General features: G+C 59.4%; 23 protein-coding genes, 1 tRNA gene and 2 pseudogenes. 13 read left to right on the forward strand and 13 right to left on the reverse strand.

The features are described from left to right. Positions 1 to 153: 153 nt before the first annotated feature. From QPL96_RS18385 to recC, 3 genes are all read right to left on the reverse strand, one after another. Positions 154 to 714: a DUF4276 family protein gene (locus tag QPL96_RS18385; RefSeq protein ID WP_303288744.1), complete on the reverse strand. Its 561-nt coding sequence runs from the start codon at positions 712 to 714 to the stop codon at positions 154 to 156. Continuing rightward, a complete protein-coding gene (locus tag QPL96_RS18390; RefSeq protein WP_303288745.1) occupies positions 711 to 1,901 on the reverse strand; it encodes an AAA family ATPase in 1,191 nt (396 codons plus the stop codon). Before QPL96_RS18390 ends, QPL96_RS18385 begins: the two co-directional genes overlap by 4 nt. A 138-nt stretch (positions 1,902 to 2,039) precedes the next feature. Next, complete coding sequence (recC, locus tag QPL96_RS18395; protein WP_303288746.1) at positions 2,040 to 5,660, reverse strand: exodeoxyribonuclease V subunit gamma; 3,621 nt, start codon at positions 5,658 to 5,660, stop codon at positions 2,040 to 2,042. Between the two features lie 216 nt (positions 5,661 to 5,876). Between recC and QPL96_RS18400 the strand changes: the two are divergent. The 3 genes and pseudogenes from QPL96_RS18400 to QPL96_RS18410 form a co-directional block, all read left to right on the forward strand. Continuing rightward, positions 5,877 to 5,963: pseudogene (locus tag QPL96_RS18400) on the forward strand (VRR-NUC domain-containing protein); the annotation flags it as partial. A 62-nt stretch (positions 5,964 to 6,025) separates the two neighbouring features. Beyond that, positions 6,026 to 6,160, forward strand: a pseudogene (locus tag QPL96_RS18405) (helicase C-terminal domain-containing protein); the annotation flags it as partial. Continuing rightward, positions 6,134 to 6,262, forward strand: a complete 129-nt coding sequence (locus QPL96_RS18410) for a BON domain-containing protein (RefSeq protein WP_303288766.1) — start codon at positions 6,134 to 6,136, stop codon at positions 6,260 to 6,262. The pseudogene QPL96_RS18405 and the gene QPL96_RS18410, both read left to right, overlap by 27 nt. 229 nt (positions 6,263 to 6,491) lie before the next feature. Here QPL96_RS18410 and QPL96_RS18415 read toward each other — a convergent pair whose 3' ends face one another. Next, complete coding sequence (locus QPL96_RS18415) at positions 6,492 to 6,848, reverse strand: hypothetical protein (protein ID WP_303288747.1); 357 nt, start codon at positions 6,846 to 6,848, stop codon at positions 6,492 to 6,494. 117 nt (positions 6,849 to 6,965) lie between these two features. Here QPL96_RS18415 and QPL96_RS18420 point away from each other — a divergent pair, with 117 nt between their 5' ends. Together QPL96_RS18420 and QPL96_RS18425 are read left to right on the forward strand one after the other, a co-directional pair. Further along, entirely contained in the window at positions 6,966 to 7,499 is a 534-nt protein-coding gene (locus QPL96_RS18420) for a type IV toxin-antitoxin system AbiEi family antitoxin (RefSeq protein WP_303288748.1), read from the forward strand. After that, a complete protein-coding gene (locus tag QPL96_RS18425; RefSeq protein WP_303288749.1) occupies positions 7,492 to 8,424 on the forward strand; it encodes a nucleotidyl transferase AbiEii/AbiGii toxin family protein in 933 nt (310 codons plus the stop codon). The genes QPL96_RS18420 and QPL96_RS18425 overlap by 8 nt, the downstream gene beginning before the upstream one ends. A 132-nt stretch (positions 8,425 to 8,556) precedes the next feature. Here the strand turns inward: QPL96_RS18425 and QPL96_RS18430 are convergent. From QPL96_RS18430 to def, 7 genes are all read right to left on the reverse strand, one after another. Then, positions 8,557 to 8,633 (reverse strand) — tRNA-Pro (locus QPL96_RS18430). Between the two features lie 148 nt (positions 8,634 to 8,781). Further along, positions 8,782 to 10,863, reverse strand: coding sequence for a glycine--tRNA ligase subunit beta (glyS, locus tag QPL96_RS18435; protein WP_303288750.1), 2,082 nt, complete (start codon positions 10,861 to 10,863; stop codon positions 8,782 to 8,784). Positions 10,864 to 10,865: 2 nt separating this feature from the next. Then, positions 10,866 to 11,891 (reverse strand): glycine--tRNA ligase subunit alpha, encoded by a 1,026-nt coding sequence (glyQ, locus tag QPL96_RS18440; RefSeq protein ID WP_303288751.1) that lies wholly within the window; start codon positions 11,889 to 11,891, stop codon positions 10,866 to 10,868. A 101-nt stretch (positions 11,892 to 11,992) separates the two neighbouring features. Then, the gene (gene trkA, locus QPL96_RS18445) at positions 11,993 to 13,396 is read right to left on the reverse strand and encodes a Trk system potassium transporter TrkA (protein WP_303288752.1); all 1,404 of its coding nucleotides are present in this window, start codon (positions 13,394 to 13,396) and stop codon (positions 11,993 to 11,995) included. Continuing rightward, entirely contained in the window at positions 13,393 to 14,694 is a 1,302-nt protein-coding gene (gene rsmB / locus QPL96_RS18450) for a 16S rRNA (cytosine(967)-C(5))-methyltransferase RsmB (protein WP_303288753.1), read from the reverse strand. The genes trkA and rsmB overlap by 4 nt, the downstream gene beginning before the upstream one ends. Position 14,695: 1 nt before the next feature. Beyond that, the gene (fmt, locus tag QPL96_RS18455; RefSeq protein ID WP_303288754.1) at positions 14,696 to 15,631 is read right to left on the reverse strand and encodes a methionyl-tRNA formyltransferase; all 936 of its coding nucleotides are present in this window, start codon (positions 15,629 to 15,631) and stop codon (positions 14,696 to 14,698) included. Positions 15,632 to 15,724: 93 nt separating this feature from the next. Continuing rightward, a complete protein-coding gene (def, locus tag QPL96_RS18460) occupies positions 15,725 to 16,228 on the reverse strand; it encodes a peptide deformylase (RefSeq protein WP_303288755.1) in 504 nt (167 codons plus the stop codon). Between the two features lie 426 nt (positions 16,229 to 16,654). Between def and QPL96_RS18465 the strand changes: the two genes are divergently transcribed. From QPL96_RS18465 to QPL96_RS18500, 8 genes are all read left to right on the forward strand, one after another. Further along, entirely contained in the window at positions 16,655 to 17,671 is a 1,017-nt protein-coding gene (locus QPL96_RS18465; RefSeq protein WP_303288756.1) for a LysM peptidoglycan-binding domain-containing protein, read from the forward strand. 63 nt (positions 17,672 to 17,734) lie between these two features. Continuing rightward, positions 17,735 to 18,883, forward strand: coding sequence for a DNA-processing protein DprA (dprA, locus tag QPL96_RS18470; protein ID WP_303288757.1), 1,149 nt, complete (start codon positions 17,735 to 17,737; stop codon positions 18,881 to 18,883). A gap of 44 nt (positions 18,884 to 18,927) precedes the next feature. Next, complete coding sequence (locus QPL96_RS18475; protein WP_303288758.1) at positions 18,928 to 19,500, forward strand: L-threonylcarbamoyladenylate synthase; 573 nt, start codon at positions 18,928 to 18,930, stop codon at positions 19,498 to 19,500. Between the two features lie 8 nt (positions 19,501 to 19,508). Next, positions 19,509 to 20,435: an oxygen-dependent coproporphyrinogen oxidase gene (gene hemF / locus QPL96_RS18480; protein WP_303288759.1), complete on the forward strand. Its 927-nt coding sequence runs from the start codon at positions 19,509 to 19,511 to the stop codon at positions 20,433 to 20,435. Further along, positions 20,428 to 21,255: a shikimate dehydrogenase gene (gene aroE, locus QPL96_RS18485; protein ID WP_303288760.1), complete on the forward strand. Its 828-nt coding sequence runs from the start codon at positions 20,428 to 20,430 to the stop codon at positions 21,253 to 21,255. Before hemF ends, aroE begins: the two co-directional genes overlap by 8 nt. A 55-nt stretch (positions 21,256 to 21,310) precedes the next feature. After that, entirely contained in the window at positions 21,311 to 22,084 is a 774-nt protein-coding gene (locus QPL96_RS18490) for a motility protein A (RefSeq protein WP_303288761.1), read from the forward strand. Positions 22,085 to 22,088: 4 nt separating this feature from the next. After that, entirely contained in the window at positions 22,089 to 22,922 is an 834-nt protein-coding gene (locus tag QPL96_RS18495) for a flagellar motor protein MotB (RefSeq protein WP_303288762.1), read from the forward strand. Positions 22,923 to 23,035: 113 nt separating this feature from the next. Beyond that, the gene (locus QPL96_RS18500) at positions 23,036 to 23,353 is read left to right on the forward strand and encodes a PA4642 family protein (RefSeq protein WP_303288763.1); all 318 of its coding nucleotides are present in this window, start codon (positions 23,036 to 23,038) and stop codon (positions 23,351 to 23,353) included. Positions 23,354 to 23,387: 34 nt separating this feature from the next. Here the strand turns inward: QPL96_RS18500 and QPL96_RS18505 are convergent, their stop codons facing one another. Together QPL96_RS18505 and QPL96_RS18510 are read right to left on the reverse strand one after the other, a co-directional pair. Further along, the gene (locus tag QPL96_RS18505) at positions 23,388 to 23,843 is read right to left on the reverse strand and encodes an Hsp20/alpha crystallin family protein (protein ID WP_303288764.1); all 456 of its coding nucleotides are present in this window, start codon (positions 23,841 to 23,843) and stop codon (positions 23,388 to 23,390) included. Between the two features lie 176 nt (positions 23,844 to 24,019). Then, complete coding sequence (locus tag QPL96_RS18510) at positions 24,020 to 24,571, reverse strand: gamma carbonic anhydrase family protein (RefSeq protein WP_303288765.1); 552 nt, start codon at positions 24,569 to 24,571, stop codon at positions 24,020 to 24,022. Positions 24,572 to 24,879 lie beyond the last annotated feature (308 nt).

Genomic DNA, 24,879 nt, shown 5'->3' on the forward strand with positions numbered 1-24,879 from the left:
GGTGACGCAGGCCTGCAAACTGCGATGCAGTCGGCATAAAGTCGGCGAAAATAGACAAATTGACTCACCTGGCTGGGTGGGTCACCTTGAAAACACGCCGTTTATGGACGGAAACTAGTTAGCATGGTGTGGGTTTTACCGCCGTTTTTAAATTCATGGTCGTATTCCTGCCAACCGTTTGATGCCACCAATCAACTGATTAAAACTTTGGGACTGGTTCTCATCCAGTGACAACGCCGGGCCAATGGCCCGTGAGCCAGAGAGCTTCTGATAGGTTCTGGCGATACGTTTCAGTTCCTGGGCGGCGTTGTTGAGGCGATCCGGATCACGGTATTTCGCGTTGTTTTGTTGTTTGGCCAGTTTTTGCGGCCCAATCGCAGCGGCTACGGCATTCAAGTCGCCGAGGTAAAAACTTTCCAGCTCATGACAGGCAATGCGAATCAGTGCATCCGGTCGGCCTGCTCTCTCACAAATGCCTGCCAGATTGCATTTAATCTCGTAGCAATCACCAGAATCCTGGTCTCGCATCACCAAAAAGCGAGCATGGGGGTTCTGCCAGCCACGTAATCGACGTGGAAGGCGTTTTTCCAGGTCCTGCTTGCCTTCAAATACCACATAACGCACCGTAATGCTGTCATCCAGAAGCCTGGGGACCACGCCTTCCAGCATGGCTTTGGCGGATGGTTCTTCGAGAAAAAATACCAGTTCGGTCATCGCGGATCAGCCCCCGGGAAAAAGCCTTCTTTCCACAGGTAGCCCATCTGGTCTCCTTCGTTTATAAAGGCCTTTAGCTGTGGGTCATCCTCCGCCCGACGAATGTGGGTGTAGCCCTGCTCTTTCACCAGCCAGTACACTTCCTCAAGCTTTACCGCATTCAGGAAATCTGGCGAGTGGCTGGACACAAATACCTGGCCACCCCGCTCAGCATAGGCACGGAATTCTTCAGCCAGCTCCCAGAGTAAGGTGGGGTAAAGCTGGTTTTCCGGCTCTTCGATACACAGCAGCGGATGCGGCTCCGGGTCGTACAACAGCACCAGGTAGGCAAACATTTTGATGGTGCCGTCAGAGACGTACTTATCAATAAAGGGGTCTTTGAACGTGTCGTCCTGGAAGTTCAGGATCAGCCGTCCGTCCTGGGTTAATATGGGTTCGACCTGACTTACACCGGGAACCCGGTGTTTCATTGCGGTGACGATGTTCTGAAATATTTCCGGGTGACTTTCATAGATATTGCGAGCCACCAGTTGCAGGTTATCACCGGAAACCGACAGATGTTCGTACTCACCAATGGCCTCTTTGCTACCTCTGGCGAGGTTGATGTGAAAATCCGACACATGCCAGTTCTCGATAAGCTGCCGAAAAGCATTGGCGGCTTTAAAGCGCTCGAACTGCCCTAAGCCTTTGATGGCAAGCGCATCTTTGCCGACATTCTGTTGTTCCCTCTCGAGCTCCTCATCCTGCTTGTCAAAGTCTTCCTCGTTGGTAATGGCATAGCCGGTTCCTTTGGTAAAATCGAGGAAGTGGTACGGGGAACCATAACGCCCACGTTTGTAGCGCAGCACTTCACGAAGTACCACTACCTGGCGGTTATCCATAGCAACTTCGATAAGGTAGGTTACCAGTCGCTCGACTCCCGCAATATTCATCCGGAATTTGATTTCCAGCTCAATGGATTGGGTATCGTCTACGCCTCGGCTGAGCACCTCGCGAAATCCTCCCCTGACCTGGAGAGCCTGTTTTACGTTGAATGTCAGGCAGTCTTTCAGAAAGCCAAAGACATCGAACAAGTTGGACTTCCCGCTTCCGTTGGCGCCAACCACAACACAGAACCTGGGTAGGTTTTTCATCTGGGCTTGGCGAAAGCTTTTGAAGTTTTTGATGCGAAGGCTTTCTATCAACATGGTTTTTCCCTTAAGAATCTGGCCTGGTTTGCTCGACTTTATGGCTGACGTGGTGAGACGTGTCACGAGAGTTGTGCCAGCCTCTCACTATGCCACGACAAAAACCGCAGAAGTGGCATCGTCTCCAAAAACGGTCGTTCATTCCATACTCCCGATCTGGTCCGCGGCCGACTTGCCCTGCTCTGCCTCCCACAGCGGCACATAGAGTTGGTGCAGCAGGGCTTCGAACTCGCCGCTGGCCATCAGCCGCTCCGGGGTTTCGAATGCGCCCCTCAGGTAGCCGGTGTCCCGTTCCAGGGCCGAGCTGTAGGCCTGCTCTGCCTCGCTGATGGCGCGTTCATGGTCACCCAGGTATTTCCTGCTCTGGTAGAAGCTGTAAATCCAGGCAAAGCCGGCGTCGCAGTGAAGGGGCAGCGCCCGGGTGGTGGCTTCCATCCAGCGGCTGAGAATGGCGTCGAAATGTTTTTTGGCCTGATCCAGTGCCATCGGGGCGAAGTGGAATCTGCGGCCCTCTTCCTTGCCGAGAATCAGGGTTTCAAATGGCTGGCTGCTGAGCTGTCCGGCCAGGTGAATCACCCAGTCCCGCATGAGGTTGGCATAGCGCACTTTCCTGCTGCCTCCGGAACTGGTCAGCAGGCCGGAACTGGCCACCACCAGCCGGCACAGCTGGCCCTCCGGGTTGCACCGCAGGCTGTCGATCAGATCCACCACGGCCACGATACCCATCGAGTTTTCGAACCGGACGTCGAAGGGTAAGGGTTCAGCCACGGCTTCCGGCCATTCCGCGAGGGCGTTCTGGTAGCGTGCGAACAGATCGGGCAAGCGCCCGGACAGCTCCGAGCGCAGCCGGTGTTCGGTCACCCCCATGCCCAGATCCCCCCGGCGGGCCATGCGATCCAGAGTGGTTTCCAGCCGCGCGTGCAGTTCTTCTTCGGAGCCGGCTTTCAGCAGGCCTTCCTGAACCAGTTGGTTGTCCAGGCGCCAGCGGTCCAGGCCGTCCAGATCAAAATTTTCATTGTCGGTATCGTCGTCTTTGACATCCTCGAAACGCACCTGCAGGCGACGCTGATAGAAGGTGTCGATGGGCTTTTTCAGGAACCCGGCCAGATCGTTCAGGCTGATGGGTTCTTCCGGGGCCTGGTATGGCAGCGCCTCCTGCAGCTGCTCTGCGGTTTCAACACCATGGGCGCTGCGCCATTCCCGTTCGTAGGTGAACAGGTTGCGGGCCTTCAGTACCTCGGCCAGGGGTTTGGGCGGGCTGTGTTCATTATCACCCCCGCCTTCGCCCACGCCATTGGCTTTCGGGAAATAGGCCCGGCTGAAGGGTTGCAGTGGATGCTGGATCGTCAGGGCCTTGGTGACTTTCGCATCGGGTTCGCCGGCCACGGTCCACAGACTGTCGAGATGATCCTGGAGCTGTCCGACCAATACCGACGGCGGCCGTTCGGAGTCATCCTTGATACTGCGACCCACCCAACTGATGTACAGCTGCTCCCGGGCCGACAGCAGGGCCTCCAGGAACAGATAGCGGTCGTCTTCCCGGCGGGAGCGATCCCCTGGGCGGTAATCCTGGGCCATCAGGTCGAAATCCACCGGTGGCCGGGAGCGGGGGTAGTCGCCGTCGTTCATGCCCAGCAGGCAGACCTTGCGGAAGGGAATGGCCCGCATGGGCATCAGGGTGGCGAAGTTGACCTTGCCGGCCAGGAAACGCTGGTTCAGGCCACCCTCGTCCAGGCCTTCGAGCAGCACATCCTTGACGATGTTCAGGGGCAGCTTCTGATTTTTGAGGCCGGCGGCCAGGGTATCTTCCAGCCACTGCTCCAACTGGCGGCGGAAACGGTTGAGCAGTAACAAATCATTGCCCTCGACCTTGTGGAAAAACTGCCCGAGCATGTCCGAAAACAGGGTTTCCCAGTCGCCCGGGCATCGGGTGGTTTGCAGTGCCTGCCACAGGGTTTCCAGCTGGTGTACGAATTCGCTCAGTTGCCCGGCCAGGCTGGCCTGCAGGCCGCCGATTTCGCCGTAGGGCTCCACGCCGCCCCAGGGTTCGTCCTCGCCCATGCCGTAGCCCAGCAGCATGGCGCGAAGGCCGGATTGCCAGGTGTTGCGTTCCAGCTCTGCCGGCAGGTCCAGGCTTTCCCGGTGGCGACCGTGCAGGCCCCAGCGGATGTTGGCGCCTTCCACCCAGCGCCGGGCCAGGGGAATCTCGTCTTCGCGGATGCCAAAGCGGCCCCGGATGCCGGGTACTTCCAGCAGGCTGATGATTTCACTCATGCCGAAACGGCTGCGGGGCAGCGACATCAGGGTTTCCAGGGCAATCAGCACCGGTTCGTGGTGGCGCTGGCCCTGGTCGGAAATGGTAAAGGGAATGTGGCGTTTGCGGCCCGGCTGGTAGCGGCCGAAGACCGCCTGAATGTGGGGCGCATAGACGTTGATATCCGGCACCATCACGATGATATCCCGGGGCCGAAGGTTCGGGTCGGCATTGAAGGCGGCCAGCAGCTGATCGTGCAGGATTTCCACTTCCCGCTGGGGGCCGTGGGCCGCGTGGAAGGCCAGGGAATGGTCGTGGAGCAGATCCAGCTGGCGCTGCTGTTCCCGGATTTCCTGCAGCGGGGTGAGGTTGTGGATATCGTTCTGCAGCTGGAGCAGCAGGCAGGGGGCTTCACCGGCGCCATGTTCCGAGAAGATGTCGATCTTCTGGTCCGGGGTCTGGAAGCTGCTGCGGTAGTCGTCCGGGTTGTCGAACTCGTCCAGCAGCCGGATGTAGTCCCGGCCCTGCTTGCCCCAGGCGGCCAGCAACGGGTTGGCGTGTTGGTGCAACTGGTCCGGGTCGGCAATTTGTGCCAGTACCGGGTGGGCCATACCCCGTTTGCGCTCGGCTTTCAGCAGTTCCCGATCACTGATGATATCGGCCCAGTAGAACTGGCAGGGGTTGTGAACACACAGCACCACCTGGCTGAAGCGGCTGAGCACGTATAAGGCTTCCAGCGCCTGCCGGGGCAGTGACGACACCCCGAATACCACAATGCGCTTGGGCAACCGGGCCGGATTGGCGGGGCTGTTGACCCGTTGGCCCTGTTCCATAAAGCGGGTGTGGATTTGGGAGCGGCTGGTGTCGACGGCTTCACCCATGTCTTCCACCAGTTTGCGCCAGAGCAACGGTTGCCAGCGGGTTTCCGGGCCCAGGGCCTTCTCTTCGCCCCGGGCGGTGATGATCGCATCCTTGCCCTGCTCCCAGGCCGCCAGCCAGTCAGCGCGGAAGACCTGGTACTGGTCGAACAGGTCGGCCACTTTCTCGGCTAACTGGAAATTGCGTAGGTCCGGGTCGGTGCCCTCCAGAAACCGCGCCAAGGGCGTGAAGGCATCGTCCTGCCCCACCAGATCCGGCAGCAACCGGTACAGTCGCCAAACCAGCCGGCGCTTGTCGAAGGGGGACTGCTCCGGTACTTCCCCGTCCGGCAGCACGGCCCGGTAGGCCTGCCAGATAAAACGGGCCGGAAACAGGAAATCCATGCCGGCGGCAATGCCCAGACCACCCTCCGCACCATCGTCCGTCCGCTTCTCCGCCAGCGCCAGCTTCAGCCACTGGGCAATGCCGTTGCTCTGCACCAGAAAGGTTTCGCTCTGCAGCGGCGGTATCGGGCTCTGCCGGCAGATGTACACCACCGCCCGGCGCAGGTCCTCCAGATGGTTGGCGTGGATAGCGTGAAAGCCGGGTTCGATGGTGGCGGGTTTATCGGTGGACGGAGCAGCCATGGGTTTCCTTGTCTGGTGAGCAGTTCAATCCTGATGCCACAGGTTACCTTATGTGACCACAGATTCGGACAGTCTGAAACGTCTGATCGCTGCAGTCACGATCCACAACCGCATCGATATCATAAAGGGAGCGCTCCCGGGGCAGCCAGTCCGGGGCATTGTGTATGATGGCCCTGAGGCGGTCGGTTTTTTCCCGACAATACTGCCTCGGATAGGCGCTATGAGATGATCGAAGTGAAACGGCCGGGAGATCGGCTGCAGGATCACCAGGTCCGCTGGCAGGGTAATAGGGTGATGGAATGACCGTAAAGATTGCCGAGGGTCACGACATCTGTCCTTATTTTCTGGCCCGGGAAATGGCCCCCCTCGAACAGCGTTTCGGCGCCGGTTATGAGTACACCTACCTGATTCCCGGCCTGCAGAAAGTGGTGCAGGCCGGGGGGCGGGTGATCCCTACTCCGGAGGACCGGGGCGTGATCTGGCTGATTGATGACCGGTTCCCTGGCTTCGTAAGCTCGCGGGAGGCCATTGATACCGCTGTCAGAGTAGCCCGAGGCGTGAAGGGTGTGAAATCGGTCACTAACGATATGAAGCTGAAATAGCTTCTTGCGGGTTAGCCAGGGATTGCGGGGCGTCTTCCTGCAGTTCGGGGTAACGAAGGCTGGTGCAGCTCGATGACCCGGTTCCGGAACGCGCCTTACGTATTCCAGTACTTGATCATCATTGCTAATCAAGAGCCCGTTTGAGTTCAATGACCCTTTCGATTGTCTCCCGGTTTACACAAAGAATCTTCGCGAAATCAGAAAACGAAATCGCAAAATCATTGATCGATCAATAACTCACGTGGATGCTGGGCGCAAACTTTCTCCTGGAGCCAAAATTCAGCAACGTGGCAAGTTTGCCAGAAAGATGAGGAATGTGATCCACACCGATGAGTGGCATAGAAATCTTCTCCGTGAAACCGGGATCTGCACTTTGTCGGACATTCCCGACAACATTCTCATGTGGTCCCATTACGCCGAATTCCACCGAGGGTTTGTCGTCGGATTCCGAGTCAATTGGAACAACATGGATCACACACATCCCCATTCGGCAGGCTTGAACCTCATCACGCAGGAAGTGACTTACAGCGAGCATCGTCCCGAAGTGATGTTTGCCAGCGACAACAGCATTTGAATCTCCGATCACTCATCCTTAGCAAGTGGACATAAAGGACGCAAATAGGTGTTTAATGTGTCGCCTTGCGCTATTATGTGGACAGTACCGACATCGTTATGTGTCAAATGTGATGACTTAGAGAAAACCATGAAACAGTCAGATGCACTCAAACAACTCCGGGCGTTCGATCAGAAAGGCCGATACGTTTACACCGCTCGCGACCTGGCGAAAGTGTTTTCGGAGGATTCCTGGCGAGCCTTACGCGCAACTGTCCAGCGCCTGACCGCCGGGGGAATTCTTGAGCGGCCCGTCAAAGGCGTTTACGTGTTCAGCCTGTCCCGGCATAAGGGCGCCGATACACTGGAAGAAGTCGCCAAAACGCTACGTCGTGGTGAATACAACTACGTGAGCCTTGAATCGGCCTTGTCCGAGTATGGCATCATCTCTCAGATTCCTGTCGGACGGATCACGGTGGTTACCACCGGCCGCAAAGGGGAATACCGGACGCCGTATGGCGTTATCGAGTTCACCCACACCAAGCGCCCTCTGAGTGAAGTGCTTGAATCGATGATTGACCGCCAGCGACCACTAAGAGTGGCCACCAAAGAGGCTGCCCTGCGCGATTTACGACGAGTCGGTCGCAACACCCACCTGATTGATAGCGAGGAAGCCAATGCGTAAGTACAACCAGGAGAACTTTCAGGAGCTGGTCGATAAAGCACTTGAGAACCCGAATCTGGCAACCGTCCGTCCGGTGGTGGAAAAGGAGTTTCTGCACTACGACCTGCTCTACGTGCTTGATCGGGAAGGCCTGCTCGATGGACTGGCTTTTCAGGGTGGTACAGCGGTTCGCCTTTGTTATGGCGGCAGACGCTTCTCCGAGGATCTGGACTTCGCTTGCGGTACCGACTTCACGTCGATGCAACTGGTGACCATGAAAGAGTGCATCCTGGATTACCTCACCGACCGGTACGGCCTCGAAGTCACCGTCAAGGAGCCCAAGTCCCTGCGCAACAACCCGGCCTATGCCGATCGGATGGTCGATATGTGGCAGATCGCTGTCACCACGGCACCGGAGCAACGGGACGTTCCGAAGCAACGCATCAAACTTGATATGGCCAGCATCGAGGCGTACACCGGTGACTATCAACCGCTGGTTCGCAATTACGACTTTCTCCCCGATGGCTACGAGGACATCCTGATCTTCACCGAGGACAAGAGCGAAATCATGGCCGACAAGCTGGTATCACTTCCGGCGACCCAGACCCACGTTCGACACCGGGACATTTGGGACCTGGCGTATCTGAGTCAGGAACGGGCCACCCTGCGCTCTGATCTGGTCGAAAAGAAGCTGGCGGATTACAAGATCGAGGATTTTGACGCCAAATTGCAAAGCACCCTGGACAACCTGCCGGGGATTATCGACGGCAAGCCGTTCCGGGATGAAATGAGCCGGTTCCTCCCTGCTGACGTGTACGACCGAACCTTTTCCCAAGCCAAGTTTTCCAGCTTCCTCAAACAGCGCGTCAGCGGTCTGCTGATGGACCTGCAGGATGCGATGAACCCGGATCTCAACCAGTCCGATGAACCGGGCTTTCGCATGTGACCCGCCAGCCCATCAAACTTCAAGGAAACACTATGAGTAACGACGACCCAATGGAGAACTTGATTAGCAATGATGATCAGCCAAAAACGAAAAAAGGCCCATCCGAAGATGAGCCCTAAGTCGTTGAATTTCTGGTCGGCGTGGCAGGATTCGAACCTGCGACCCCTTCGTCCCGAACGAAGTGCGCTACCAAGCTGCGCCACACGCCGATCAACGGCCGGTATTATACGGATTCGTTTTGGTTTTACCAGCCCTGGGAGATGTCGTTGCCATCGTACTCGTTGATGACCCCGTCCCGGTCCAGGATAATCAGCATCAGCGCCACGCAGTGGGTCAGCGACTGAGCCGGACGGGACACTAGCCGGCGGCGGGCAACAATGAAATATCCGCAACGCGCAGGAACAGGTTGCGCAGCCGGTTCAGCAATGCCAAGCGGTTGTTCCGGATGGCTTCGTCATCGGCCATCACCATCACTTCATCGAAGAAGTTATCCACCGGTTTCCGCAGGTTGGCGAGGGAGCTCAGGGCGCTGGCGTAGTCGCCGTTCTCGAACAGCGGCAGCACTTTATCGGCTTGCTGATCTACCTGTGCTGCCAGGGCCTTTTCGGCGCTGTCCCGAAGCAGGCTGGCATCGACGGTCTCACCGATGCTGTCGCCGCCCTGCTTGGTGAGGATGTTGGACACCCGCTTGTTGGCACTGGCCAGGGCTTGCGCCTCCGGCAGCTGGCGGAAGGCTTCCACCGCTTTCACCCGACGGTCGAAGTCCAGCGGTCGGGTTGGCCGGCGGGCGTGTACCGCGAGATAGACCTCGGCGCCGATACCCTGTTCATCGTAATGGGCTCGGAAGCGCTCCAGTATGTAATCCACCACGGTGCTGGCGGTATCCTGCTCGGTCAGCACCGTGAAGCTCTCTTGTGCCCATTCGCAGCAGGTCTGCAGATCCAGCGGCAGCCGCCGTTCGATAATGATGCGCAGCACCCCGAGGGAGGCCCGGCGCAGTGCGAACGGGTCACGGGTACCGGACGGCGGCTGGTTGATGCCGAACAGGCCGACCAGGGAATCCAGGCGGTCAGCGATGGCAATGGCGCAGCCGGTCTGGGTGGTGGGCAGATCGTCGCCGGCGAAACGGGGCATGTATTGCTCGTTCAGCGCCTTGGCAACGTCCTCCGGTTCACCGTCGTTGGCCGCGTAGTACTGACCCATGATGCCTTGCAGGTCGGTGAACTCCAGCACCATTTCGGTCACCAGGTCGGTCTTCGCCAGCATCGCAGCACGCTCGGCCAGGGCCGGGTCACTGCCGATGGCATCGGCAATTTTCCGGGCCAGGGCCGCGACGCGCACGGATTTGTCGTAGATGCTGCCGAGCTTTTCCTGGAACACAATGGGCTTGAGGGCGTCAACACGGGCCTCGAGCCTGGTTTTCCGGTCGGTTTCGTAGAAGAAAGCGGCATCGGACAGGCGGGGCCGGATCACCTTTTCGTTACCGGAAATCACCTGCGCCGGGTCCTTGCTCTCGATATTGGCGACGGTGATGAACAGGGGTAGCATTTCGCCATCGGCGGCCACCACGTGGAAGTATTTCTGGTGCTCTTTCATGGAGGAAATCAGCGCCTCCGCCGGCACTTCGAGGAAGCGCTCCTCGAAGTGGCCCATCAGGGGCACCGGCCACTCGTTCAGGGCTGTTACTTCGTCCAGCAGGTCTTCATCAATCACGGCCTTGCCGCTGGCTTCCTTCTCGGCCAGTTCGGTCACACCGGCGCGGATCTGTTCCCGGCGCTCGGTGAAATCAGCAATCACATAGCCTTCCTGCTTGAGTACCACTTCGTAATCGCCGGGCGTCGGTACAATCAGGGATTTCGGGCAATGGAAGCGGTGGCCACGGGTCTTGTTGCCCGGAGTCAGGCCCATGACTGGCCTATCAATCACCTTGTTGCCGAACAGCATGATGACCCAATGTACCGGGCGTACAAACTCGGTCCGGTGAGCACCCCAGCGCATACGCTTGGGAATGGGCAGGCCCGCCAGGGACTGCTCCACCAGCTCCGGCATCAGCTCCATCGTGGGCTTGCCCTGCTCCACGGTACGGTAAACCACCCAGGCACCCTTGTCGGTTTCCAGGGTGTCGAGCTGGTCGGGAGTCACGCCCAGAGAGGTGGCAAAGCCGGTCAGCGCCCGGGTCGGGTTGCCGGCGTCGTCGAAGGCGGCCTTGACCGCCGGACCACGTTTCTCAACAGACTTGTCCGGCTGGGCATCGGCCAGGCTCCGGATCCGGACCGCCAGACGGCGCGGTGCCGCGAAAGCCTCAATCCTGCCGAATTCGATACCAGCCTCCTCCAGACCCCGGGCAATGCCCTGGGTGAAGGCGTCAGACAGTGGTTTGAGGGCCTTTGGGGGCAGCTCTTCGGTGCCCAGTTCGACCAGAAAATCCTGTGTTGCCATGATTAAGCGTTCCCCTGTTCCTGCTGTGCCTTCTTCGCGTTATTGCCGTTTTTGCTCTTCGCCTTGTCATCGGCGGCCTCGGCGGAGGCCAGCACTTCCTTGCGCAGAGCCTCGGGCGCCAGCGGGAAGCCCAGTGCCTGCCGGCTGTCGAAGTACGCCTGGGCGACTGAACGCGCCAGGGTACGTACCCGCAGGATAAAGCGCTGGCGCTCAGTCACGGAGATGGCGTGGCGAGCGTCCAGCAGGTTGAAGGTGTGGGAGGCTTTCAGAACCTGTTCATAGGCTGGCAGCGCCAGGCCAGCGTCGATCAGCCGGGCACTTTCCCGTTCGTGGACATCGAAGCTGTGAAACAGGAACTCGGTATCGGCGTGCTCGAAGTTGTAGGTGGACATCTCCACTTCCTGCTGGTGGAACACGTCGCCGTAGGTAACAACGCCACCAGGGCCCTCGGTCCAGACCAGGTCGTAGACACTGTCGACGCCCTGCAGGTACATGGCGATTCGCTCAAGCCCGTAGGTGAGCTCGCCGGTTACCGGGAAGCATTCCAGGCCCCCCACTTGCTGGAAGTAGGTGAACTGGGTGACTTCCATGCCGTTGAGCCAGATTTCCCAGCCCAGACCCCAGGCGCCCAGGGTGGGCGATTCCCAGTTGTCTTCCACAAACCGGATATCGTGCACCAGCGGGTCCAGCCCCAGGGCCTTCAGGGAATCCAGATACAGCTCCTGGATGTTGTCCGGCGACGGCTTGAGGACCACCTGGAACTGGTAGTAATGCTGCAGACGGTTGGGGTTCTCACCGTAGCGGCCATCAGTTGGTCGGCGGCTGGGCTGAACGTAGGCGGCATTCCAGGTTTCCGGCCCGATGGCCCGCAGGAAGGTGGCCGGGTGGAAGGTGCCGGCGCCCACTTCCATATCCAGTGGCTGGAGAACCACGCAGCCGTGCTGCGCCCAGAAATTCTGCAGAGCCAGGATCAGGCCCTGGAAGGTCCCGATGTCCGGAGTTGTCTGTTTTGTTGCCTTGTCTGTCACGACGGTTGCCTGCTGATCAGTCTGTATGTGGCGCCCCGGTTATCCTTCGGGGCACTCCGAAAAAAGGCGCATTATACGCGTGCTGGATGTGTATTTCTAAATCAGAAGAAGGTGAGACCCACCTGGAACAGTTTTTCCACTTCCCGTACCCGGGTTTTGTCCACCAGGAACAGGATAACGTGGTCATCCGGCTGGATCCGGAGGTGGTCGTGGGCAATCAGTACTTCGCTGCGCCGCACGATGGCACCGATGGTGGTGCCTTCCGGAAGATTGATCTCGTCCAGCCGCCTGCCGACGACTTTCGACGATCTGTGATCCCCATGGGCGATGGCCTCAATAGCTTCGGCGGCGCCCCGTCGCAGTGAGTGAACATTGACCACATCGCCTCTGCGAACGTGGGTCAGGAGGCTGCCGATGGTGGTTTGCTGGGGCGAAATGGCGACATCGATGTCACCGCCCTGAATCAGGTCGACGTAGTCCGGGTTGTTGATCAGGGTGAGTACCTTCCGGGCGCCCAGGCGCTTTGCCAGCAGTGAGGCCATGATGTTGGCCTCGTCGTCGTTGGTCACCGCGCAGAACACATCGATATTCTCGATATTCTCTTCCAGCAGAATATCCTTGTTGGCGGCGTTGCCTTCGAGGACCACGGTCTTGCGGAGGTTTTCCGACAGCATCACGCAGCGTTCATGGTTCCGCTCCAGCAGTTTGACCTGGAAACGGTTTTCCAGGGTGTGGGCCAGTCGTTGGCCGATGTTGCCGCCACCACAGATAAAAATGCGTTTGTACGGTTTCACAAGCGGCTGAAGCTCGCTCATAACCGATTTTATATGATCGCCGGCGGCAATAAAGAAGACCTCGTCGCCATCCTCGATGACGGTGTTGCCCTCGGGCATGATGGCCCGGTCTTTCCGGAAAATGGCGGCTACCCGGGTCTCAATCTTGGGCATGTGGCTGCGAAGGTAAGACAGCTCATGGCCGACCAGTGGCCCGCCCCGGGTGGCGCGGAGGGCAACCAGCCGGGTCAGGCCTTCGGAGAATTCCAGTACCTGCAGTGCCCCCGGGTTTTCGATCAGCCGGGTGATGTGCTTGGTTACCAGATGTTCCGGGCTGATCAGAACGTCGATGGGAAAGCCACGCAGGCTGTCCAGATCTTTTTTCTGATCCCGCTGGTAAAACAGCTCGGGTTTCGCCAGGTAGGCACCGGCCCGCACCCGGCAGATGGTGGTTGGGGTCTTGTACAGCAGCTTGCTGACCTGACAGGCCACCATGTTGGTTTCGTCGCTGTTGGTGACGGCGATCACCATGTCGGCGTCTTCGGCGCCGGCTTGTCGCAGTGCCGACGGATAAGACGCCTCGCCCTGAACGGTGCGGATGTCGAGCCGGTCCTGAAGTTCACGCAAGCGGGCACTATCGCTGTCGATAATGGTGATGTCGTTGGCTTCGTTGGCGAGGTTTTCCGCGAGTGTGCCGCCCACCTGGCCGGCACCGAGAATCAGGATTTTCATGGTTCGGGTTTCTCCAGCACGGCGTAGAAGAAGCCGTCATGGCTGAACGGATCCGGGAGCAATTGCCGCCCGGCACCCATGTCACGCCCCCATTGAGCGTTGGGCTCAACAAGGATGGCATCGGTTTGCTGTTTGCAGAACCGCTGAATTATACGGTGGTTTTCCTGGGGGAACACCGAGCAGGTGGCATACACCAGCCGGCCACCGGGTTTCAGGATAGCCCACATGGCACCCAGCAGGCCAAGCTGGATAGCGGCCAGCGGGACAATATCGGATTCCCGGCGCAGCAACTTGATGTCCGGGTGGCGGCGGATGACGCCGCTGGCGCTGCAGGGCACATCCAGAAGAATCCGGTCGAAAGCCTGGCCATCCCACCATTGATCGGTAGTGGCGGCGTCCGCCTGCTTCAGGGTAGCGTCCAGATCCAGGCGGTCAAGGTTTTCCCGTACCCGGGGTAGTCGGTCAGCGGACTCATCAATGGCGACAACTTCCGACAGTTCCGCACAACTTTCCAGGATGGCACAGGTTTTACCCCCGGGAGCGGCACAGGCATCCAGAACCCGCTGGCCCGGAGCCAAATCCAGTAAAGTGGTGCAAAGCTGTGCCGCTTCGTCCTGGACACTGGCAGCGCCGTCGGCGAACCAGGGCAGGCGCTCCACGGGAACCGGGCTGGCCAGTTGAATGCCATGGGGCGCGAAACGGGTCGGGCTGGCCTCGATACCGGCCTCTTTAAGCAGCACCAGATACTGGTCCCGGTGAAAACGCAGGGCGTTGACTCTCAGAGTCATGGGTGCCTGGGCGTTGTTGGCCTCCAGAATCTGTTGCCAGTCTTCCGGCCAGTTGTGGCGCAGCTTTTCCACCATCCACACCGGGTGGCTGAAGCGGGCAGAGTCGCTGGCAGGTTCGGGCGAGCCCTCTCGCTCGGCCGCTCGCAGTACACCATTAACCAGGCCGGTCAGGTGCGGCTTGTCCAATGCCCGGCAGGCTTCCACGGTTTCGTTCAGCACGGCGTAGGTAGCCTGCTGACTGAAACGCAACTGAAAGAGCGCGACCAGCATCAGGTGATGGATAATACGGTCCGGTTTGCGAAGGGGCTTTTTAAGCCGACCGTTGAGCTCACTATCAAGCCGGTGAAACCAGCGGCAGGTGCCGTAACACAGGGCCTGAAGCTCGGGGCGCTCATTCGGTGGCAGGCGGCCCAGGGCAGGCGGCAGGCACTGGGACAGGGACTGGCCGTTCTCCACCGCCAGAATAACGCCGGCGGCGATGGCACGCAGGGGCTGTTGTTGGTGGCCCATGTCAGCGCAACCCCTGGCCGGGCATGAGCAGCTCCTTGCCGCCGTTGATCAGGTCATTTACGCTCTGGGCCCGGGAGCCCGGCAACTGCAGCCGGGTGATGCGCAGGGTTCCGGTTCCGCAGGCGATGTCGATGCCGCCCCGCTGCCGCCGAAGTATTGTGCCTGCCGGTGTGTCGCTGTTGGTTGACAGGGCCTGGGCCTGGTGAATCCGGATGCGCTGGCTGCCCAAATCGGTGTAGGTGCCGGGCCGGGGGTTGAAGGCGCGAATCAGACGTTCGATGCAAGTGGCATCAGCAGACCAGTCAATATGGCCCTCGTCCTTACTTAACTTACGGGCGTAGCAGGCGAGGTCGTCGTTCTGGGGTTCGCCACGGAGTTCACCTTTTTCCAGCAATTCGAGGGCGTTGACAATGGCCTTGCCACCGAGTTCTGCCAGCCGGTCGTGGAGGCTGCCCCCGGTGTCGCTTTTTTCGATGGTGGTCACGGATTTGAGGAGCATGGCACCGGTATCCAGGCCCTCGTCCATCTGCATGATGGTGATGCCGGTTTCTTTGTCGCCGGCGGCAATGGCCCGCTGGACAGGCGCGGCACCGCGCCAGCGGGGCAGCAGGGAGGCGTGGATGTTCAGGCAGCCGTGGGTCGGAATCTCCAGCACATCTTTCGGCAGGATCAGGCCATAGGCGGCGACGATCATGGCGTCTGGTCGCAGATCCGCGAGCTGCCGCTGTGCCTCCGGAGTCTTCAGCGTCTCGGGCTGGAAGGCCGCGATATCGTTGTCCAGGGCCACCTGCTTGACCGGGCCTGGCTGCAGCTTCCGGCCCCGGCCGGCGGGCCGGTCCGGCTGGGAGTAGACGCCCACGATGCTGTGGTGGGTGCTGATCAAGGCCTGGAGAGCGGTGGCAGCGAAATCCGGAGTGCCGGCAAAAACAAGTCGCACGGTGTTTTGATCTCTGTTCCGTTGTATACGAAAAGACCGGGTCGTGGCCCGGTCCGGAATAGCGCCTGCTTCGGCTACCCACCCGCAGGCGGATCAGGCGCTCTGCTTGTGGAGTTTTTCCAGCTTCTTGCGGATGCGGTTGCGCTTCAGCGAGCTTAGATAGTCAACGAACAGCTTGCCGTTCAGGTGATCCATCTCATGCTGGATACAAACCGCCAGCAGCCCCCGGGCTTCCAGTTCCAACGGTTTGCCGTCACGGCCCAGCGCCCGGATCTTGCAGTGCTCGATCCGCTCAACCTCTTCATAGAAGCCGGGTACCGACAGACAGCCCTCCTGCATCGCTTCTTTTTCGCCGTCCAGTACTTCCACCTGCGGGTTGATAAACACCCGGGGCTCGTTCTTGTCCTCGGACAGATCCATAACGATGATCTGTTTGTGAACGTTCACCTGGGTGGCGGCAAGGCCAATGCCCGCCGCATCGTACATGGTCTCCAGCATGTCGTCGATCAGCTTGCGGTCGGCGTCCGTCACCTCCTCAACCGGCTTGGCGATGGTGCGCAGGCGGGGATCCGGGTATTCGAGAATCTCTAATATCATATAGTCATGCTTTTAGTCTGAATGACAGGACACCAGTCCATCCGGCTGACGTCTCTTTTAACTTTTGTGACCTTTTACCTTCTGTAAACTTTGAAGGCGATCTCCGAAATGCGACAGCGTACTGCGCAAATTTTCGCCCTGACTCTACTATTATCGGGGCGGGGTCTCAGCTTTCAACGGCTGGCGGAGCACCCAAGGTCAGGCCTGATATTATCCAACAATTCGGCGATTGAGTACAAACTGATCAGTCAATAGTCAAAATCTTTCACCGGCGGGATAGAATTTACTGGAAGAACAAAAGATAACATCACAATTTGCGAGACTTCTTCTATAGTAACTGGAATAACAACGTAATAAGCTGCAGGTACCTGACTGCATCCCAATAGAATGCAAAAGAATCAAGGCACGCGATCAAGGACTTACACAATGAGGAAACTGCTGTACGCTCTGGCAGCAACTACGCTGTTTTTAACCTCCTGGGCCCATGCGGCGCCGGAGTTGCGGTCCGATCACCCCGAGCGTTACACCGTTGTGAAGGGTGACACCCTCTGGGATATTTCGGCCCGTTTTCTGAATAACCCGTGGTATTGGCCGGAAATCTGGCACGTGAATCCGCAGGTAGCCAACCCGCACCTGATCTACCCCGGTGATCGCCTTGCCCTGGTTTACATTGATGGCAAGCCCCGTCTTACCAAGGTGGCGACCAGCGATGTGGTCAGGCTGTCGCCTCAGGTCCGTTCCGAGCCCATCGATACGCCGATCCCTGCCATTCCCCTGGACGCCATCGGCAGTTTCCTGACTGACACCCGCATCGTGAGCCCGGAAGAGCTCAATGGTGCTCCTTACGTGCTGGAAGGTGAGGATGGCCGGATTATTACCGGCGCTGGCGACCGGATCTACGCCCGCGGAGACAAGCCGGCCAACAAGGTCGGAGTCTTCCGTCGCAGCAAGGAATTCAGGGATTCGGAAACCGGTGAATTCCTTGGCCTGGAAGCGCGGAGTATTGGTGCCGGTGAGGTAACCGCCGAAAACGGCGATGTACTCACGGTAAACCTGACCACCTCCAATCAGGAAGTGCGTATCGGCGACCGGCTGCTGACCAATGTGAATCGTTCCATTGCCACCAGTTTCGTGCCCAGCGCTCCGGATCAGAAGGTCGAAGGCCAGATGATTGCCGTCGATGGTGGTGTCAGCCAGATCGGTCAGTTTGACGTGGTAGCCATCAACCGCGGCACCCGTGAAGGGCTGGAAGCGGGTAATGTGATGGCGGTGCTGAAAAGTGGCAACCGGGTTCGCGATCCGGTGACTGGTGAAACCATTGAGCTGCCCTCAGAGCGCGCCGGGCTGCTGATGGTGTTCCAGGCCTATGAAAAAATGAGCTATGGCCTGGTGCTTCAGGCCAGCCGTGCCCTGGCCGTTGGTGACAAGGTCACCAACCCCTGATCGACTGATATTGAGTGGCCGGGCCAGGAAGGTCCGGCCGACGCTTTTTACAAGGATGATGCTGTGTTTTCCTTCCCTTCGGCCCAATGGCTGCTGCTTACCCGTTTACCAAGATTCGGCCATGCCCGACGCCGCGAATTGCTGGCGGAAACCCCTGAACTGACAAACCTGCTCACCATGAACCCGGCGACTCTGCTGGCACTTGGCCTGGCCGCGGAAAGCCGTGCGGCCATCCAGGCGTGGCAGCAGGAGGATGAATCGCATCCGGTGGTGCGTGAGGTCCGGACCACTCTGGAAAACTGCCGGCAGCATAACATTGGCATTCTCACCTGGCAGGATGTCGACTACCCGGAGCAGCTAAGGCATATTCACGACGCCCCACTGGTACTCTATACCCTTGGCGACACCGGGCTTCTGGGTCGGGAGCAGATTGGCTTCATCGGGAGCCGCAAGGCCACCCGGGCCGGCCTGGACCATGCACGCCGGTTTGCGGCTGAACTCAGCGCCCGGGAGTTGCTGGTCACCAGTGGTCTGGCGCTGGGTGTGGACGGCGCCGCTCATGCCGGCGCCCTGGATGCGGGCTTCCCGACCACGGCGGTGATCGGGTGCGGGCTGGATCGTATCTATCCCAACCAGCACCGCCGGCTGGGCGAGCGGGTGATTGCCGAGGGGCTGATGATTTCCGAATACCCGCCCGGTACCCCGGCCAAAGCGGCGCACTTTCCCCAGCGTAACCGGATTATCAGTGGCCTGAGCCGCGGCGTCCTGGTGGTGGAGGCGGGCCTGCGCAGTGGTTCCCTGATCACCGCCCGAATGGCCCTGGAGCAGGGGCGCGAGGTGTTTGCCATCCCGGGGTCGATCCACAGCCCGGTCGCCCGGGGATGCCATCATCTGATCAGGCAGGGCGCGCGCCTCGTAGAAACCGTGGACGACATTCTTGAGGAACTGGGGTCCTGGTGGTCCGGGTCATTGACGGAAGATGTCGCCACCACGCCGGAGCCGAAGCGGCAGACCCGGTCCAGCCAGTTGCTGACCGGTCTGGACAGCCGGGAAATCGCGGTATTTGAGGCTTTAGGGTATGATCCACAATCAACCGATGCACTGAGTTCAGCCACCGGTCTCCCCGCCGACCAGCTCATGCAATCCCTGTTGCTACTGGAGTTGCAAGGGTTGGTGAGCTCGGCACCGGGAGGCTTCCAGAAAATAGCCTGAGCCCCGTGTGATCATCCACCCTGATTGATTCTGGCAAGGGCAGTATGGCTGTTTCCCACCCGCTTTCTGACTGGCAATTACATTGTGTTCGCCGCACAGTGGTGCGCGGGGGCATGATCGCTTATCCGACCGAAGCGGTCTGGGGCCTGGGCTGCGACCCCTGGGACCAACAGGCGGTGGAACGGATTCTGGAACTGAAGCGTCGTCCCGTCGAAAAAGGGGTGATCCTGGTAGCCTGCTCTGTGGAACAGATCCGCTTCCTGCTGGATCCCCTGCCCCGGTCGCTTCAGGCTGAAGCCGAACGTCACTGGCCCGGGCCGGTGACCTGCCTGTTGCCGGATGTAGAACAGCAGGTGCCGGAATGGGTGCGTGGCCGGCATCGTTCCATTGCGGTTCGGGTGAGTGAGCATCCAGTGGTGCGTGCCCTCTGCGATGCAACCGGAATGCCGCTGGTATCCACTTCCTGCAACCCGGCCGGGCGCCAGCCGGCGCGGAATATCTGGCAGGTCCGGCGGTATTTCGGTAACCAGCTCGACTGGATTGTGCCCGGCGCGCTTGGCGGCAATCGCAAACCCAGCCGGATTATTGATATTGTCAGCGGCAAGCAGCTTCGTTAGGAGAGTTCATGTCACAGCAATCCGATAGCCACGCGGTAAAACAGTACCTGTTGGGCCTGCAGGAAGTCATTTGCAGGCGCCTGGAAGCCTTGGATGACGGCGCGGCTTTTATCCGGGATGCCTGGGACCGCCCGGAAGGTGGCGGCGGTGTCAGCCGGGTAATCACCGAAGGAAAAGTGTTTGAAAAAGGCGGGGTCAACTTCTCCCATGTGATGGGGGCGACCATGCCGGCTTCGGCCACCGCCCACCGACCCCATCTTGCCGGCGCACCCTGGGAGGCCTTGGGCGTGTCCCTGGTGATTCATCCGACCAACCCCTATGTGCCCACCTCGCACGCCAATGTTCGCTTTTTCATTGCCAGGCCTCAGAACAACGAACCGGTTTACTGGTTTGGCGGCGGTTACGATCTCACCCCCTACTACGGTTTTGAGCAAGACTGTGTGCACTGGCACAAAACCGCCCGGGCTGCGTGCGAACCCTTTGGCGAGGGTACCTATCATCGTTTCAAGCACTGGTGCGACGATTATTTCTACCTCAAACACCGGGATGAACCCCGGGGTGTGGGTGGCCTTTTCTTTGATGACCACAACACCGGGGACTTCGAGCAGGACTTCGGCCTGATGAAAGCCGTCGGTGACAGCTACATTGAAGCCTATGAGCCCATTGTCCGGCGCCGGATGGACCACCCTTACGGTGACCGTGAGCGGGATTTTCAGCTCTACCGGCGTGGCCGCTACGTGGAGTTCAACCTGGTGTATGATCGCGGCACCCTGTTTGGGCTGCAATCCGGCGGCCGGACGGAGTCCATCCTGATGTCCCTGCCGCCCCTGGTGCGCTGGGATTACAACCGGACCGCGGAACCGGGCTCTGATGAGGCCCGGCTCACGGAGTTTTTCCTGACCGGCCGGGACTGGCTGGAGGTCAACCATGACTAACGATCTGTACGCCGTTGTTGGCAATCCGATCAGCCACAGCAAATCGCCGAGGATTCACAGCCTGTTTGCCAGCCAGACCGGCGAAGCCTTGGAATACACCGCTATCCAGGCGCCCCTGGACGATTTCCCGGGCACCGTGAGGCAGTTTTTCGAGCGCGGTGGCCAGGGCCTGAATGTGACGGTGCCGTTCAAGGAAGACGCCTGGAAGCTGGCTGAACGTCGGACAGAACGGGCGGAGAAGGCCGGGGCGGCCAACACCCTTTATCAGGATGGTGCCGGCGTGCTGACCGCCGACAATACCGACGGCTGCGGCCTTATCCGGGATCTGATCCGGAATCATGGGGTGCGCCTTGAGGGCGCCGATATTCTGGTTCTGGGTGCCGGGGGGGCGGTCCGCGGCGTTCTGGGCCCCCTGCTGGCGGAGCGGCCGGCCTCTCTTACCATCGCCAACCGCACGCCTGCCCGGGCGCAAGCCCTGGTTGAGCTGTTCTCCCCGGCGGCCGGAACCAGCCAACTGACAGCCTGCGGTTTCGGGCAACCCGGGGCACCTTTTGACCTGATCATCAACGGTACCAGCGCCAGCCTGCAGGGCGATCTGCCACCCCTGTCACCGGCGGTGATTGGTGAGGAAACGGTGGTCTACGACATGATGTATTCCCTGCAGACCACGACCTTCAATCAGTGGGCCCTCGACCAGGGCGCACAAACCGTTTACGACGGTCTTGGTATGCTGGTGGAGCAGGCGGCGGAATCATTCCGGATCTGGCGTGGTGTCGCCCCGGAAACCGCACCGGTGATTGATGTATTGCGCAACGACTGAGCCCCTGGCTCCGGATTGGGCTATGCTCAGGGGCAACATTCCGTAAGGATTTTCAATGGATATTCTTACCCTTGTAGGGCTTGTGGCCGGTGTCCTGATTGTCATCCTGGCAATGCTGGCCAATGCCTCCCTCCTGACATTCCTGAATCTCCCGGGCCTGGCCATTGTGCTGGGTGGAACCTTTGCCGTTACTCTGATCAAGTTCCGCATGGCGTCGGTGGTGAGCGCCTTCCGCCTGGCCATGTCGGCGGCGTTCACCGACCGCATGGCCCGGCCCGCAGAGTTGATCCGGGAGGTGGGATCGCTGGCCGTGGTGGTGCGCAAGGAGGGTATCCTCGGGCTGGAGAATCATCAGACCGGCAACGAGTTCCTGCAGAAAGCCATCAATCTTTGTGTTGATGGCCATTCGCCTGAACTGGTCGAAGAAGCCCTGGCCCAGGAAACCCAGCAAACCGCTGATCGCTATGAAGTGGCCGAGCGGGTGTTCCGCGGCATCGGGGAATCCGCGCCGGCTATCGGTATGTTGGGTACTCTGGTGGGGCTGGTGCAGATGCTCAATACCCTGGACGACCCCTCGTCCATAGGCCCGGCCATGGCCATTGCCCTGTTGACCACTCTGTATGGCGCCTTTATCGCCCAGCTGATTGCCCTGCCCCTGGCCGATAAACTCCAGTTGAAGGCGGAGGACGAGGCGCGCAACCAGCTACTGATCCTTACCTCGATCAAGAACATCATGCGTGGCGAGAATCCCAGGGTGATGACCGAACTGCTGTCGTCTTTCGTCACTCCGGAGCAGCGTGCCGGCCTGGCGCCGGAGCGGGAGGCCTGAGGCTTTGGAGCTGGTGCGGAAGAAAAACAAGCTGCGTCTGAAGAACGACACTCCGGCTTGGATCGTCACCTTTGCCGATCTGGCCACCCTGCTGCTCACCTTTTTTATTTTACTGTTGTCCTTTGCAGAATTGGACGTCGAGAAATACCGGGCCATGGCCAACTCCATGGCGGTGGCTTTCGGATCCGGAAATCTGCTGGCAGACGATGTCGGCGGCTCACCCCTGACCCTGATCGAATCGGAGTCTGTTTCGCTTCCCCAGCCATCCGAATCCCAGGCGAGGGTGCCGGAGTTTATCGACGAGCGCACAGATGGCGCCGCCCCCACCAGGATTCCCGGCGGCGTGATTGATCTGGCCAGCCGGATGATCCGGGAGCTGGAACCGGAAGTGGCCTCTGAGGCCCTGAGTGTCAATTACGACGAAAACCAGGTGGTTATCCGGTTCTCCGAGGAAGCCACCTTCCGCTCCGGGGATGCCGCGATCAAGCCGGAGATGATGCCGATTATCGAACGTGTCGTGAACGTGCTGTCGGCCTGTACCGGTGACGTTCTGGTATCCGGATATACCGACGACCGGCCCATTTCCAGTGACCGTTATCGCTCGAACTGGGACCTTTCAGCGGCCCGGGCGGTTTCCGTGGTCCACGAGCTGGTCATGAACCGCCAGGTTCCGGCGGAACGGGTGGTTGCGGCCGGGCGTGCCGAGACCAACCCGCTGGCGCCCAACGACACGCCGGAAAACCGGGCCCTGAACCGCCGGGTGGAAATTGCCATTCGCAATCCGGAATGCAATGACGAGGTGTCTACCGGTGAGCTTCCGGTCGAAATCCTGCCCTGAGCCTTATAGCTACTGCGCAGCCTCTCATGCGTAATTCATATAACTGACCTGCTTTCAGGGCCTTATACTGTGCGGTCCCTATTTCACTGGCACAGCGGAATGAGAGAGCAATCATGAGTGGACCGGATAAGCCCAAAGTCATTGGCGAAGAGTGGAGTGATGAGCGGGTCAGGAGCTTCCTGGACATCCAGCCCTGGGATGCTGCTGAAAACGCCGATTACAATGCCCTGCTGAAGGCCTACCAGGCCATGCGGGCCGGAGATTTCGAGCGGTTTATCGGGTTTTTCGTTGCCGCGGGCCGGGATCTGAACGCCACCAACGGTGAGGGTGAAACCATTCTTGATCTGATTTCCCGGCATCGTCGGAGTGTGGACTACGCCCGGTCACTGGAAAAGGCCGGTGCCAAAAAAACGGCCGCAGCCGGGAGCTGATCCCGGTGCGGCCGCGTCTCGCGGCCTGAGGGAGTTACTGCACGTCCACCTCAATGGCCTTGGGCTCTTTCGGTTCAGCCTTCTGGAGTGTCAGGGTCAGCATGCCGTCCTTGAAATTCGCTTTCACACTGTTTTCATCGACATTCTCCGGCAAGGTGAAGCGGCGCAGAAAACTGCCGTAGAAGCGCTCAATCCGGTGGTGCTTCTTGTCATTGGACTCTTCTTCGCTCTTGCGCTCGCCCTGAATGCTCAGAACGCCTTCGTGCACGGTGACTTTCACGTCTTCCCTGGACATGCCCGGCAACTCGGCTTCAATGGTAAAGGCTTCCGGCGTCTCCTTGATGTCGACCGCCGGGGCCCAGTCGCTGCGGCTGAACAGATCCCGACCTTCGCGCTCGCCACCGGAGCGGGTCAGGCCAAACATGCGGTTATAGCGGTTCATCAGGTCTTCAAACTCATTGACCGGATTCCAGCGGGTAATATTGCTCATAAGGATTTCCTCCCTTCGTCGTGAACGAATCTGAATAAACAGACATCAGCTTCGATCACGGAACAGCCCCATGCCGGTGGCGCCAGCCGGATGGTTATCCGTGAACCTCTGCTAATTTCGAATGTAGGTGCGCACGAAGGGTTTTCAAGGGCTGGGTGTTCGGATTTTGATCGGAATCAATCCCCACCGGACTGTGGCGCCTCAAGGTAGTCATCTTTCAGCCGGACATAGTTGGCGGCCGTGTATTTAAAGAACCCCCGCTCCTGGTCGGTCAGCGCCCGGGCCTTTTTACACGGTGAGCCAACGTACAGGTGCCCCGATTCCAGGGTCTTTCCCGGCGGCACCAGACACCCGGCAGCGACAATCACCTCGTCTTCCACCACGGCCCCATCCATGATGATACAGCCCATACCCACCAGCACCCGGCTACCAATGGTGCAACCATGCAGCAGCGCCTTGTGGCCAACGGTTACATCATCCCCCAGCGTGAGTGGGTAACCCCCGGGGTTATAATCACTGGCGTGCGTGATGTGCAGCACCGATCCGTCCTGAATGCTGCAGCGATCCCCGATCCGGATTTGGTGCATGTCCCCACGTATGACCGTCATGGGCCAGATGGAGACGTCATCACCGGTCTGGACATCGCCAATCACCACGGCACTGGGATCAACCCAGGCGCGCTGTCCAAAATGTGGCGTGATACCCTTGTGTGAGCGTACATTCGTCATTACATAGTACCTGTTAATTAAGCGTTTACCCGGTGGCCCGGGGTACCTGTGGGAGAGGCCCTTCCAAAACTGTGCGGAGCCATGGATGGCGGAGCCCAAGCGTCACATGGACGTGCCGCAAGGAGCGTGTTTTGGAAGGGCCTCTCCCACAGGTGCCTGCCCCGGTAGTTGATACACCGAAACTACCTTAGATAGTTTCCGTCCATAAACGGCGTGTTTTCAAGGTGACCCACCCAGCCAGGTGAGTCAATTTGTCTATTTTCGCCGACTTTATGCCGACTGCATCGCAGTTTGCAGGCCTGCGTCAC

Origin of the sequence: Marinobacter sp. SS8-8 (assembly GCF_030540945.1) — a bacterium.
GTDB lineage: Bacteria > Pseudomonadota > Gammaproteobacteria > Pseudomonadales > Oleiphilaceae > Marinobacter.

Coding starts and splice junctions, on each gene's coding strand:
- QPL96_RS18385 (WP_303288744.1), bottom strand. CDS start 714: ATGACCGAACTGGTATTTTTTCTCGAAGAACCATCCGCCAAAGCCATG.
- QPL96_RS18390 (WP_303288745.1), bottom strand. CDS start 1,901: ATGTTGATAGAAAGCCTTCGCATCAAAAACTTCAAAAGCTTTCGCCAA.
- recC (WP_303288746.1), bottom strand. CDS start 5,660: ATGGCTGCTCCGTCCACCGATAAACCCGCCACCATCGAACCCGGCTTT.
- QPL96_RS18420 (WP_303288748.1), top strand. CDS start 6,966: ATGAAACAGTCAGATGCACTCAAACAACTCCGGGCGTTCGATCAGAAA.
- QPL96_RS18425 (WP_303288749.1), top strand. CDS start 7,492: ATGCGTAAGTACAACCAGGAGAACTTTCAGGAGCTGGTCGATAAAGCA.
- glyS (WP_303288750.1), bottom strand. CDS start 10,863: ATGGCAACACAGGATTTTCTGGTCGAACTGGGCACCGAAGAGCTGCCC.
- trkA (WP_303288752.1), bottom strand. CDS start 13,396: ATGAAAATCCTGATTCTCGGTGCCGGCCAGGTGGGCGGCACACTCGCG.
- rsmB (WP_303288753.1), bottom strand. CDS start 14,694: ATGGGCCACCAACAACAGCCCCTGCGTGCCATCGCCGCCGGCGTTATT.
- def (WP_303288755.1), bottom strand. CDS start 16,228: ATGATATTAGAGATTCTCGAATACCCGGATCCCCGCCTGCGCACCATC.
- QPL96_RS18465 (WP_303288756.1), top strand. CDS start 16,655: ATGAGGAAACTGCTGTACGCTCTGGCAGCAACTACGCTGTTTTTAACC.
- QPL96_RS18475 (WP_303288758.1), top strand. CDS start 18,928: ATGGCTGTTTCCCACCCGCTTTCTGACTGGCAATTACATTGTGTTCGC.
- hemF (WP_303288759.1), top strand. CDS start 19,509: ATGTCACAGCAATCCGATAGCCACGCGGTAAAACAGTACCTGTTGGGC.
- aroE (WP_303288760.1), top strand. CDS start 20,428: ATGACTAACGATCTGTACGCCGTTGTTGGCAATCCGATCAGCCACAGC.
- QPL96_RS18490 (WP_303288761.1), top strand. CDS start 21,311: ATGGATATTCTTACCCTTGTAGGGCTTGTGGCCGGTGTCCTGATTGTC.
- QPL96_RS18500 (WP_303288763.1), top strand. CDS start 23,036: ATGAGTGGACCGGATAAGCCCAAAGTCATTGGCGAAGAGTGGAGTGAT.
- QPL96_RS18505 (WP_303288764.1), bottom strand. CDS start 23,843: ATGAGCAATATTACCCGCTGGAATCCGGTCAATGAGTTTGAAGACCTG.
- QPL96_RS18510 (WP_303288765.1), bottom strand. CDS start 24,571: ATGACGAATGTACGCTCACACAAGGGTATCACGCCACATTTTGGACAG.